Origin of the sequence: Pseudomonas alkylphenolica, from assembly GCF_000746525.1 — a bacterium.
GTDB classification, from domain to species: domain Bacteria; phylum Pseudomonadota; class Gammaproteobacteria; order Pseudomonadales; family Pseudomonadaceae; genus Aquipseudomonas; species Aquipseudomonas alkylphenolica.
This window is the reverse complement of the sequence record NZ_CP009048.1, coordinates 2629035-2640791: the sequence shown is the minus strand read 5'-3', so window position 1 is coordinate 2640791 and position 11757 is coordinate 2629035. Positions and strand designations below refer to the sequence as shown.

The 11757-nt window shown below is 58.9% G+C and carries 8 protein-coding genes and 1 pseudogene; 2 read left to right on the top strand and 7 right to left on the bottom strand.

Annotated elements, in window-relative coordinates:
* Nucleotides 1-237: 237 nt before the first annotated feature.
* The 7 genes and pseudogenes from PSAKL28_RS28390 to PSAKL28_RS12045 all read right to left on the bottom strand — a co-directional run.
* A pseudogene (locus PSAKL28_RS28390) lies at nucleotides 238-1120 on the bottom strand (DUF535 family protein); the annotation flags it as partial.
* A 7-nt stretch (nucleotides 1121-1127) separates the two neighbouring features.
* Complete coding sequence (locus PSAKL28_RS12070; protein ID WP_038610509.1) at nucleotides 1128-2105, bottom strand: glycosyltransferase; 978 nt, start codon at nucleotides 2103-2105, stop codon at nucleotides 1128-1130.
* A 31-nt stretch (nucleotides 2106-2136) separates the two neighbouring features.
* Nucleotides 2137-2661, bottom strand: coding sequence for a serine O-acetyltransferase (locus tag PSAKL28_RS12065; RefSeq protein WP_038610507.1), 525 nt, complete (start codon nucleotides 2659-2661; stop codon nucleotides 2137-2139).
* 8 nt (nucleotides 2662-2669) lie between these two features.
* Nucleotides 2670-3626 (bottom strand): glycosyltransferase family 2 protein, encoded by a 957-nt coding sequence (locus tag PSAKL28_RS12060; protein WP_038610505.1) that lies wholly within the window; start codon nucleotides 3624-3626, stop codon nucleotides 2670-2672.
* A complete protein-coding gene (locus PSAKL28_RS12055; protein ID WP_038616570.1) occupies nucleotides 3619-4236 on the bottom strand; it encodes an acyltransferase in 618 nt (205 codons plus the stop codon). The genes PSAKL28_RS12060 and PSAKL28_RS12055 overlap by 8 nt, the downstream gene beginning before the upstream one ends.
* A gap of 145 nt (nucleotides 4237-4381) precedes the next feature.
* Nucleotides 4382-5848 carry an FAD-dependent oxidoreductase gene (locus tag PSAKL28_RS12050; protein WP_038610503.1) on the bottom strand — a complete coding sequence of 489 codons (1467 nt, stop codon included), beginning with the start codon at nucleotides 5846-5848 and terminating at the stop codon, nucleotides 4382-4384.
* A gap of 243 nt (nucleotides 5849-6091) precedes the next feature.
* On the bottom strand, nucleotides 6092-7468 hold the full coding sequence (locus PSAKL28_RS12045; RefSeq protein ID WP_038610501.1) for an oligosaccharide flippase family protein: 1377 nt from the start codon (nucleotides 7466-7468) through the stop codon (nucleotides 6092-6094).
* A 95-nt stretch (nucleotides 7469-7563) separates the two neighbouring features.
* Between PSAKL28_RS12045 and PSAKL28_RS12040 the strand changes: the two genes are divergently transcribed.
* A complete protein-coding gene (locus tag PSAKL28_RS12040; RefSeq protein WP_038610500.1) occupies nucleotides 7564-9090 on the top strand; it encodes an O-antigen ligase family protein in 1527 nt (508 codons plus the stop codon).
* A 5-nt stretch (nucleotides 9091-9095) separates the two neighbouring features.
* A complete protein-coding gene (locus tag PSAKL28_RS12035) occupies nucleotides 9096-11693 on the top strand; it encodes a glycoside hydrolase 5 family protein (RefSeq protein ID WP_038610497.1) in 2598 nt (865 codons plus the stop codon).
* The last annotated feature ends 64 nt before the right edge of the window (nucleotides 11694-11757 follow it).

The window sequence follows — 11757 nt, the reverse complement described above, 5'->3', positions numbered from 1 at the left end:
CCCGCCAGACTTTCCTGAGGGTTGGATACAACCCGGCTTTCTGCACGTACGCCCGAAAGCGCTGGTCTATCCGTGGCTCGGTTACAAGGTGTCGGAGCAACGCAGCAACCCTTGCCGTCACGGGCGAGACGGTCGGTGCGCTGTGGACTTCCTGTACTGCCAGTGCGGCGCCCAAACGCTGCCGGTGCAGTTGCAGCTGCCGTTGCCCATCAGTGCCTACCAGGGCAGTTTCAATGTGGGCAAAAACATCATCCAGTAACGCCTGGCGTCTGCGGTACATCGCGCGTTTTTTCGCGGCGATGTCATCCGCCGCACGCATTGACTGGGCCAGGGGAATGTTGAAGAAGTCCTCGCGAGCCGAGGGCGTTGCGCCATTTTCCAGCCAGATGACATCGTAGTTAGCCGCCAGATCCTGGGCTTTTTCAGCACCAAAATAAGGATGACGATGGTGCCTGTACGCGTCGCCGACCGCATAAATCCTGGTAGCGCCCACCGTTCTGGCAACGCACTTGATGGCTTCGATCAAAAAACTTCTGGGCCGCAGCCCTTCAAAGTCCTTGGTCAGGTCCCGGTAGATGCTCAAGGACCTTTCACTGTCTATGCCTTTGTGAATGCCCTGGACTGCGCCAATGAACAGACACAGTCCATCCGTGGTGCGGGACAAGGTGAAGGCGATTGATGCCACGCGCAAATCACCTTGGAACACGTTCAGCACCAACTCCCCTTCGCGCTTGAACCAGATCGGCCGGTCCAGGACCAGGGTACAGGCGCTGGAGTAGCTCGACAGGTCGCACAGGGTCAGACGCTCGTCACGCCCCAGCAGCAACAGCGCCGGAAACTGATCGCTGATCGCTTCATAGTGCGAAGCCACCGCAGCAAGTCGTGCCGGGGCATTCCAGCACTTGCTGATGTAGGGCCACTGCACCACGCCAATGCAATCCTCCCCCAGCTTCTCAAAACCGTCATTGCCGAGTGCATTCGACATGCGTGTCATAAACGCGCGCAGGTCTGACCACTGCCGGGTCATCAACAGCATCAACTTGAACTTGTTGTTCAACGCCCGTAAAGAATACCCAGGCTGCAACGTGAGCACACTTTTCAATATCGATCGATAAATCATGGATTTCTCACTTGTATTCGATCAATACCGCTTTGCCGGCACCGAATCTGTTCAATAGGAACTTCACCTGCCCCAGCATCTCGGGAAACTTGCCAAGCACCAGGAACACGGCCTGCAGCCAGTTTTCGCGCGCCGACCTGACACCCCGGCGTGCCAGGCGCACGGCCTGCAGCGGGTAGATCAACAGCAGCAACAGCCCCCAGCCTCCGAACCATGCACTGGCCGCAATGATCGCCAGCGGAATCGCCAACCCCCAGATCCAGATACGACGTGACTCTCGCTGCCAATGCCGCTCCGGCGCAGCCCCATGCAAAAAAGCACCTTCAGCAAAGGCATAGCCGCCACGCAGACTGCGCTGCCACCACTGGCCAAAGCGGGTCATGGCGGCGTCGTGCTGGGTCATTTCCTCAGGCAAACGCCAGATCTTCCAGCCCGCTGCGCGCAGCCGCACACACAATTCAGGCTCTTCTCCGGCAATAAGACTGGCGCGATACCCGGACACGGCGGCAAAGGCATCCGCGCGCATCAGCGCATCACCGCCACAGGCCTTGGCCTCTCCAATCGGCGTGTCCCACTCCAGATCGCACAGCAAGTTGTATACCGAACGTTGTGGAAAACGCTCGCGGCGACGACCACACACCACCGCGACCGCGGGATGCGCATAAAGAAATGCTTGCGCCTTGGGCAACCAGCCAGCGGCCACTTCGCAGTCACCATCGACAAACTGCACATGACGCATCGTCGGCAACAGGCGTTGCAAACGGGCAAAGCCTTCGTTGCGCGCACGTGCTGCCGTGAACGGGCGCGTCATATCCAGCGCCAACACCTCGACGCCACGCTGGCGTGCCATCTGCACCGAACCATCCACCGAACCCGAGTCGACGTAAACGACCTTGTCCGCGCTACCCTCCAGCGAAGCCAGGCAGCGTTCAAGCCGCTGGCCTTCGTTACGACCGATAACCACAACGCCAATGCCTTTCACCATGGGCCTCACTCGCGACGATCAACTGGCTGACTCAGGTGTATTCCATTACTTCAGTGGGCTTTCTCACCTTTATAGTCGCTGGCACGCCAACGGCCAGTGAATTGTCCGGCACATCGATCAATACCACCGCGTTAGAGCCGATAATCACATTGTTGCCAATGCGAATATTGCCCAGCACCTTGGCGCCGGCGCCGATATCCACGTTGTTGCCGATTACCGGTGCGGTGGGTTCATCGACATTCTTCAGGCCGACCACTACGCCGTTGCGAATACGACAGTCATCACCGAATTGCGCATAGCCGCTGATAACGATGCCGCCAAAATGGTCGATAACGAAGTTGCGACCGACCACCACCTCACAGGGCAATTCCACTCCCGTGACGATTTGCACCAGTTTGAACAGCACTTTGTAGACGAAGGAGAACAGCTTGCGCAGCAACGCCGGACGCACGCCGTAGCGCCAACGTCCAAAGCGATACACCAGCATGACCCAGAAGCCCTGGGCGCCCCAATCGCCACGGTATGCACGCAAGTCCGCACGTATGTTTTCGAACATGAATTCACCTACCGTGTCGGTTGGCTAGCGAAGCGGGTAGCGAACAACAGCGACCAGGTGGCACGGGTATGCTGCCAACATGCCCTGATGGCCGCCCGGCCTCGCCCTTTCAACAGCGCCTTGAGTGCCAGCAACAGATCCCCCAGGCACACCAGCAACATATGCAAGGCCAGCCCTGGCACGCCATGATGTTTGCGGAAATACAAGAGCTCGCTTTCGATCTGGTAGTTCGATATCTGGCGGCTGGCCGCCTCCAGTTCGGCAACCGACTTGGAGCTTTCGCCACCAATGTGCACGACCGTGGTATGCGGATAGAACACCACCTTCCAGCCGGCCTCTTTCACGCGTTTACAGTGGTCCACCTCCTCGTAATAGAGGAAGTAACGCGGGTCAAACAGGCCAACCTGGTCGAGCACTTCCCGACGCACCAGATAGAAGCAGCCTGGCAGCCAGTCGCACTCCCGGACCGCATCATGATCCCAGGTCATCTCGTCGACCATTTTCAGCCACGGGAAAAAGCGCCTGAGCCCGGTTCGGGCAACAAACACGTTCAACGGCGTTGGAAAGTAGCGGCAGCTGGGTTGCAGATCGCCCTCGCGCCCTACCAGGCGAACGCCCAGGACACCGCAATCAGGGTGGGCGTCCATGTATTCGATGGTTTTGCCCAGGCTGTCGGCGGCCACAAAGGAGTCGGTATTGAGCAGCAGTGCGTACTTGCCTTGCAGGTGTTCAAGCAATTGATTGTTGGCACGACCAAAGCCGACGTTTTTTTCATTGCTCAGTAACTTCGCCTCAGGGCATACCTTGGCCAGGCACTCCAGCGAGTTGTCGACCGAGGCGTTGTCCACCACCAGATAGCTGGCAAGCTGTTCGCTGTCGGCTTGGCGCAGCGCGTCAAACATCGGCTGCAACAAGCCTGCGGTATTGAAGTTGACCACCAGCACGTCGACGGGCTTGCTAGCCATTGTTTCCGTCCCCGAAAAAGTACTGGCGCCTTGCCGCCGCCAGTGTCGGTTCCAGCTCAGGGTCATAGGCGCCATTGCGCTGTTTGATCAGGTCCATCCACGGATAAGCAGTGCAACGTGCTTCAATCCTGTTGACCAGCTCTTCGGTTGTACAAATGACCTTTGCCGGATTGCCCCCGACCACGGTGCCAGGCGGCACATCTTTAGTGACTACAGCGCCAGCGGCGACAATCGAATCAGGCCCGATGGTCACGCGCGGCATGACAATCGCACCATGCCCGATATAACAATTGTCGCGGATATCGATGTAACCGACCGAGTCGAGATGCTTGCCGTAGCGCGCCTCAATCAAGGCCACCACTGCGTCGTGCCCGAACAGTGAGCAATCCGACAAACCCACATAACTGCCGATACGCACGAGCGTAGGGTCGGTTATGTTGCAGCCGCTACTGATATGTACATGCTGGCCGACAGAATGAAACTTTCCCCATCGGCTTAAATACACGCCCCACTCGCACGCATTCGGGTTGCACAACTTCCTGTAGAGTGGACTGCCACGCCCGGTTGAGTTGACGTAATAGGTTATTGCGCTCCTTATCCATCCAAACATTCTGCGACCCTCGCACGTGAAGCTACTTTGGACTATCCCTGAGTCGAATCCAGTCTCGTTCTTGTTGGTGCTGACCGGATTGCACTCGTCACTTTCAACCACGCTGTTTCTCAACCTTCAGACCTGCAACGCTTTGCTGCCTGATTCAAACAACCTCTCTGCTCGCCACCTTCATCTTGTCATTCAGGTGATCCGCCAGCCGCAAGGCAAACTGCAGCAGTGGCATCGTCGGGTTGGAGGCGCCGCCCTTGGCAAAAATGCTGCTGCCAGCAACATAAAGGTTTTCAGTGCCGAACACCTTGCAGTTGGCATCGACCACACCGGACTCCGCCGAGGCCGCCATCCGCGTGGTCCCCATATGGTGGGCATGCGGTGCTATTTTCAGTGGCACGGCGGTGTCATAGACGTAATCGTTGAGCTTGACGAAACCCAGCCCCGCTTCGGCAAACTGCTTGGCGATTTCACCGCCGATGCACTTGATGGTGTGCCTGTCGTCGGGGCTCAAGGCCCAATTGACATTGACCTTGGCGACACCCAGCGGGTCTTTCTCGTCCAGCAGCGAGATACGACTTTGCACATTGGGAAATTGCTCGAGCATCGTGCTGATGACGCCGTCCCCCGGGCAACTGAACTTGGCAATGAATTCAATTTTGCTGGCGACGCCCATTTCACAGGCGAGGTTTTCAAGAAAGTGTTTGACCTCGGCGGTTCGCCCGTAAGTGCGCACATCCGACAGCACCGACGTGGCGACATTGCCTTTGCCTGAACGGTATTCCGCGACAAAGGCATCGGTGGTGTAATACTCGCGCGGCTCGGTTCCCTGCCCTTCTTTCAATATGAAGGTGCCCATATCGATATTCAGGTGTTCCATGAAACAGCCGCCCACCAGACCGTTGCGGTTGACGATACCCGCCGCCAGCAGCGATTCACTGTTGAGTAATTGCCGGGCATTCTCGATGGCGCCCGTGGCCAGGATGAAATGACCTGCCACCAGTCGCTCACGGTGCAGGTCGTAATCCGACACCAGCGCAGCCACCAGGCGGCCTGAAGCCTGATCAAACTCAAGATCGACACAGTTGCAATTGATAAAGACATCAAGCCCCGGCGTCTCGTTGAGTGCCGCCGCATACTTTTGCGCAAAACGCGTCGGCGGGCTGAGCAGGAAACGGTCAGCATCGAACTCGCCGCCCTGCAAACCGGTGTTGCGCGCCTGAAAGCTTGCCCCTTGCGGAAGGTCGACGATATCCATCGCCGCCGGCAGATAGCGCTCGATTTCTGCGTACGGGATGGGCCAACCGGGCAGGTTGCCAGGTGGCGAGACGGCGAAGTCGGAGGGCTCGAACGGACGGCAGCGCCCTGCCCAGTGATTGGACGTGCCGCCCAGATAGCGCAAGCGCGTTTCCTCGGCGTACATCTCAAGGCCTGTCGATGTGCAGGCGTAGAACGCTTGTGACCGCGGTGAGTACTCGTGCCCTCCGCCCTCGATCAGAACCACGCTCCACCCGGCCCGGGCCAGTTGCAGGGCCAGGGTGATGCCGGCCGGACCGGCGCCGACGATGCAAAAATCGTAGCCGCTGCGCAGTTCTTTTTGCGCCTGGTAGTCCTTGATCATGTCGGCTCTTTCCGGAAGTACTCAGACGGCAACACCCAACCATTGATCACGACAAACCCGGTCTTCTCGGCAGGTTTGCGTGCTGCGACTGCAGCGAAGCCGAACAGCGCCCCGCCAACGCCCAGCACCACACAACTACCCAGAAAGCCCCTGCGTCCTAATAGTGGAGTACAAAACTGCAGCTTCCCCATGATCCCAAGACCTATGTCATTTGTCGTTTTTAGAGAAATAACCGGGCGCGCTTCAAAGCCAGTTGAAAAAGCTCGTTGCCAGCGCACCGCACAACGCTCCGACGGCCACGACCGGGAGCACCGCAAGCTCGCGCTTGAGGTCGAAAATGCCTAGCTTGCGGTTGACGTACACAATCAGTACAAGGGTCGGGAACGTATGCAGGGCCACCCCCCAAATCGCATAGTTCACGCCGCCAATGGCTAACAATAACGGTAGCAGCCCCCATAACGAGACGAGGCGAATAATGTTGTCGATCGCCTGGTATTTCGTCAGTCCCATGGCAAGCCAGACCTGGTGCGCCAAGGTATAACGCAAAACCAGGAACGACAGCGACAATATCGCAAGGATAGTGCCCGCATCGGCATACCGCTCATCGTACATCCAGCCAATGAGCATCGGGCTTGCGGTCAGCAGCACACCGCAGGCAAACAGCGAGACCAGGTCAACCAGCAACTTGAAGCGCATGTACAGCGCCTTCAGGCGTTCACTATCGCCCTCTCTGGCGGCTTCGCTGAAGGCCGGCAGGGCCACGGCGCCGAACAGCTTCATCAGGCCGGTCTGGATCGAACCGAGAATCAGCACGGCAATCGAGTACACGCCCAACTGCGCTGCGGTCATGCTGGCACCGAACCAGATGCGGTCGCCGTACATGGCCAACACACCCACGACCGACGACACCAGGATCCAGCGACCAAAATTGACCAGTTCGGTCAGTGCCGAACGATCCCACTGCAGGCGGTTACGCGGTCCCTGCAGTGCCACATGGCCAAGGACAGTGCTGGCCAGGGACGCCAACACGCTCGCGATCACCAGCGACCAGATCGAGCGGGTGAAATAGCCGATCAGCAACATCACCACCAATCCGACGACCTGCGACGTCAGATCGATCAGCACCACGCGCTTCTGTTGGAAAGTTCGCACAGCGACATCTATCTTTGTCGACTGGAAGCCGAAAATGATTGCCGATATGCCGGTGATCGCCAGCACCAACGGCAGTTCCGGTGCGGCATAAGTGGAGCCCGCAGGCCACAGGTTAGCGAGTTGGGCAAGCCAGGAACCGAGGGCCAGCAGCAGGGTCAGGGAAAAAAGCACAAAGCCGCGGATGATCTGCACCGTCCAGGCGGTATTGAGGAACAGCGGATCGTCGCCTCGCCGGCTCTGGATAATGTTCTGGCGTAAACCGACATCCGATAGCAGGTGCAGGAGTACGGACACCGTGGTGGCAATGACCATCACCCCGAACATTTCCGGTACCAGCAAGCGGGCAATGATCAGGTTGCCGCCCAAGCGAAGGACTTGCGATAGCACCAGCGACAACACGTTCCAGGCTCCGGCCCAGATTGCACGCCTTTTGAGGCTCACCGGTGCTGACACATCAATCGACGGCATGACATCAATCTCTGACTGAATGGCTAGAAGTCACTATAGTTTCAATTAGCCATGATGCTAGCCGTCATCCACCAAGGGACAGGTGCCCATCGCCAATGCCTGAACATTTTCGTGCGCTTATCGTCATTCTGTTTCTGGCTGGCATCGTTTTCATCCTTGCGCGCCGGCCAGCCACAGACCTGATTCCATACCGCGACTTCAAGCGGCGACGTAACCTGTGGTTCGCTGTAACCCTGCTGGCCTTTTTCTCCCATAGCTTCTGGCTGTACGCCGGCGCCATGACGATCATGCTGACGCTCGCAGGACGACGCGAACACAACCCGATGGCGCTGTTCTTCCTGCTGCTTTTCGCTATTCCGCCGGCGTCAGTACAGATTCCCGGCTTCGGGCCAATCAACTATCTGTTCGAACTCAACCACATTCGCATACTGACACTGTCTGTGTTGCTCCCCGCGGCCCTGTACTTGAGCAAACAGGCTGACACCCTGGCCTTCGGCCGCACCTGGTCCGACAAGCTGCTGGCTGCCGGTCTGGTGCTGATGAACCTGCTGTTCCTGCGCGAAACCACCCTCACCGACACCTTGCGCCAGACGCTCTATCTCTACGTCGACGTGTTCCTGCCGTATTACGTCGCCAGCCGGGCACTGAAGGATCTGAGTGATTTCAAGGACGCCCTGCTGGCCTTCGTGCTCGCCGCTTTCGTCCTGGCGATCATTGGCGTCGCCGAGTTCACCCGCCACTGGTTGCTGTACAACGCCCTGACTGACGCCATGGGCGTGCAATGGGGCATGTCCAACTACCTGAGCCGTGGCAACTCACTGCGCGCCAGCGCCACAACCGGCCAGGCCATTGCCCTGGGTTACGTCATCAGCGTGGCGATCGGCTTTTTCCTCTTCGTGCAGGGCTATGTACGCAGCCGCTGGCAGCGTTATCTCGGCGCCCTGCTGCTGTTTGCCGGGCTGATAGCGCCGCTGTCGCGCGGCCCGTGGATTGGCGCGGTGATCATCGTTGCGGCGTTCATCGCTACCGGCAGGGGCGCAGTCAGACGCCTTACCGTGCTTGTCCTCGCGGGTGTGCTGGCGATTCCCTTGCTGACCCTGGCCCCCGGTGGCGACAAGGTCCTCGACCTGCTGCCCTTCGTTGGCAACCTGGAAAAAGAGAACATCACCTACCGCCAGCGCCTGCTCGACAACTCGTGGATCGTCATCCAGCGCAACCCCTTGTTCGGCTCGTTCGATTTTCGCAACACCCCTGAAATGCTTTCGATGATCCAAGGCCAGGGCATCATCGACATCGTCAATACCTACGTGAGCCTGGCGCTGCGCACCGGTCTGGTCGGACTGACGCTTTTCGTGACGTTCTTTCTCAGCGTATTGCTGGGGATCCGCAAGGCAATACGCGCGTTCCCCGACAGGGACGATGAACAGCGACAGCTCGGACGGGCGCTGCTGGCAACGCTGGTCGGAATCCTGGTGATCATCTTTACCGTCAGCAGTATCACCGTGATCCCGGTGGTGTACTGGTCGGTCGCCGGCGTGGGCGCGGCCTATGTCCAGATGGTACGCAGGCTCAGGTATACCCAGAGCGAAAACCTTCTCCGTGCCGGACTTCAACCCAGGTAATGTCAATGACCTCACGTGCTCTGCGCCCCTTCCTGCGGGCTTCGGCATTCGTTTGCCTGGCCATCTTGCCGCTGGCCAGCGGGGCAAGCGACTGGACCGTCAGTGTAGAAGAGCAAAATGGCCTTCCGGTGCTGACCCGCGGCGGTGGTCCGGCGATGGTTTCCAGATTCGACTTCTGGGCCGCCGACTGGGGCTGGACGGGTTTTCCCACTGTGTTCAAGGTCAATGCGCCCTACCGCTATACGCTGTCGGGCAGCAACAAAAGCCTGGACTTCGATCTGCAGGCCGATATCCAGAAGCAGTCGTCGCAGACGTTGACCTGGACCTTCGACCTCAATGCACATAGCCAGAAGTCGAACGTTGAGGGCGGCGGCATCGTTTTTCAATTCGACCCGGAGCTGATTGCCGGGGAAATGGGGGATCCTGTGCTGTTACCCGACAATCGCGGCTGGTCCTGGGGAAAAAGCCAGGGCCGGCGCCTCGAGATGCGCTTCGAACCAGCGCTGGCGAAGGTGTATTTCGAGCAGGGCAACAGTGCCCAAGTACGTGCGTTCTTCTACAAGGGCTCCATCCCTGCCGGTCGCCAGCAGATCAAAGCGGTGTTGAACCTGACTGGTGACATTGCCCTGGGCCAGACCCCGAGTGAACGTTTCGGCCTGACAGACCCCGCCACATGGCCAGACGGCCAGCTCGACTGGCGAACCTCGCCGGTCGATCTGTCATTTCTCAATGCGCCAGAAAAACCGGCCGGCAAGCGCGGCTTCGTCAAAGCCGCCGGCGAACAGCTGCTGTTTGCCGATAACACCCCGGCGCGCTTCTGGGGCACCAACGTGTCGGCCTATGCGATCTTCAATACATCCGACGAAGAGATCAGACAACAGGCCAAACGCCTGTCGGCACTGGGCTTCAATCTCGTGCGCCTGCACCACCATGACTCGCCATGGGTCAGTCCGAACATGTTTGGCAAGGCTGACGCCATCGAGGATACCCAACAGCTGAGCGCTGCATCGCTGAAGAAAATCGACTGGTGGATCAAGTGCCTCAAAGACGAAGGCATTTATGTCTGGCTCGACATGCACGTGGAACGCGCCCTCACTGCCAACGACAACATCTACGCGTTCCAGGAGCTGCCACAGGACCAGGGTAGAGCCGGCCTCAAAGGCTATGCCTATGTGAACATCACGCTCCAGCAGGCCATGAAGCGCTTTGCCGAGGATTACCTGACCCATGTAAACGCTTTCACCGGCCTTGCCTATAAAGACGATCCGGCGATAGCGGCGGTATTGATCACCAACGAAAACGACATCACCCAGCACTTTGGCAATATCCTGTTGCCGGACAAGGATGTACCCAAGCACAGCAAGCTCTACATGGATGAGGCCAGGGCCTTCGCCAACCGCCACAACCTTTCGGCCGGACAAACCTGGCGGGCCTGGGAGTATGGCCCGTCGAAACTGTTTCTCAACGATCTGGAGCGGCGCTTCAACGTCGATATGATCGAGCACCTGCGCAGTATCGGGGTGAAGGTACCCATCGCCACCACCAGCACCTGGGGTGGTAACGGGCTGAGTGCCTTGCCAGCCCTCACTGCAGGCGACGTGATCGACGCCCACAGCTACGGTGGCGCAGGCCAGCTGGAGAAGAACCCGCTGACCAGCGACAGCATGATCAACTGGCTCGCCGCAGGCCAGGTCGTGGGCAAGCCACTGACGGTCACCGAGTGGAACACCGAACCCTTCCCCACCCCCGACCGCCATTCTCTGCCGCTGTATGTTGCCGGTACCGCCAGCCACCAGGGCTGGGATGCGCTGATGCAGTATGCCTACAGCCAGCAAGCCTTCGACGCCGGGTGGATAAGGACGGGCAACTGGAACGCCTACAACGACCCGGCGATGATCGCCACCCTCCCCGCTGCGGCCTTGCTGTACCGTCGCGCCGATGTCCACGAAGCCACCACCCGCTATGTCTTCGCACCGACACCCGACACCCTGTTCAACCAACCGATCACCGCGAACAACTCGGTGCTGCTGCGTACCGCCATCGAGAAAGGCAAACTGCAAATCGCCATGCCCGAAACAACCGAGCTGCCGTGGCTACAGCCAGGCACCAACACCCCACAAGCGCAGGTGTTGCATGACCCGGGTCAGTCGCTACTGGACGTCGGCGCCAGCGAGTCCACCAGCGACACCGGTGAACTCAAGCGCAACTGGCAACAAGGCCTCTACACCATCGACACACCACTGACCCAAGCCGCCACCGGCTGGCTGGGTGGCAACTCGATCAGCCTCGCAGACATTCAGGTCCAGGTGAAAACCGCCTACGCCAGTGTCGTGGTGCAAAGCCTTGATGCGAAGCCGCTCAGCCAATCGCGGGAGCTGCTGATTTCACTGGGCACCCGGGCGGTGCCGAAAGCGGATGACATGACGCCTTTTAATGTCGAACCCCTGGAAGGCAGCCTGAGCATCAAAGCACCTGCTGGCTTGAAACTGTTCGGCTACCAGGCACGCGGGCCCATGAAAGCGCTTACCGCGACCTACCAGGATGGGCGTTACCTGATCACCTTCGACGGCAAGCAAATGTCCAACTGGCTGTTCTTGAAATAGGCCATTTCGCCTTCTACAGTCAAAACTGACCGCACCGTTCGCGCACCAACAGATGCCAGGAGGT

Coding starts and splice junctions, on each gene's coding strand:
- PSAKL28_RS12040 (WP_038610500.1), top strand. CDS start 7,564: ATGCCTGAACATTTTCGTGCGCTTATCGTCATTCTGTTTCTGGCTGGC.
- PSAKL28_RS12070 (WP_038610509.1), bottom strand. CDS start 2,105: ATGGTGAAAGGCATTGGCGTTGTGGTTATCGGTCGTAACGAAGGCCAG.
- PSAKL28_RS12055 (WP_038616570.1), bottom strand. CDS start 4,236: ATGTTTGGATGGATAAGGAGCGCAATAACCTATTACGTCAACTCAACC.
- PSAKL28_RS12035 (WP_038610497.1), top strand. CDS start 9,096: ATGACCTCACGTGCTCTGCGCCCCTTCCTGCGGGCTTCGGCATTCGTT.
- PSAKL28_RS12065 (WP_038610507.1), bottom strand. CDS start 2,661: ATGTTCGAAAACATACGTGCGGACTTGCGTGCATACCGTGGCGATTGG.
- PSAKL28_RS12050 (WP_038610503.1), bottom strand. CDS start 5,848: ATGATCAAGGACTACCAGGCGCAAAAAGAACTGCGCAGCGGCTACGAT.
- PSAKL28_RS12045 (WP_038610501.1), bottom strand. CDS start 7,468: ATGCCGTCGATTGATGTGTCAGCACCGGTGAGCCTCAAAAGGCGTGCA.
- PSAKL28_RS12060 (WP_038610505.1), bottom strand. CDS start 3,626: ATGGCTAGCAAGCCCGTCGACGTGCTGGTGGTCAACTTCAATACCGCA.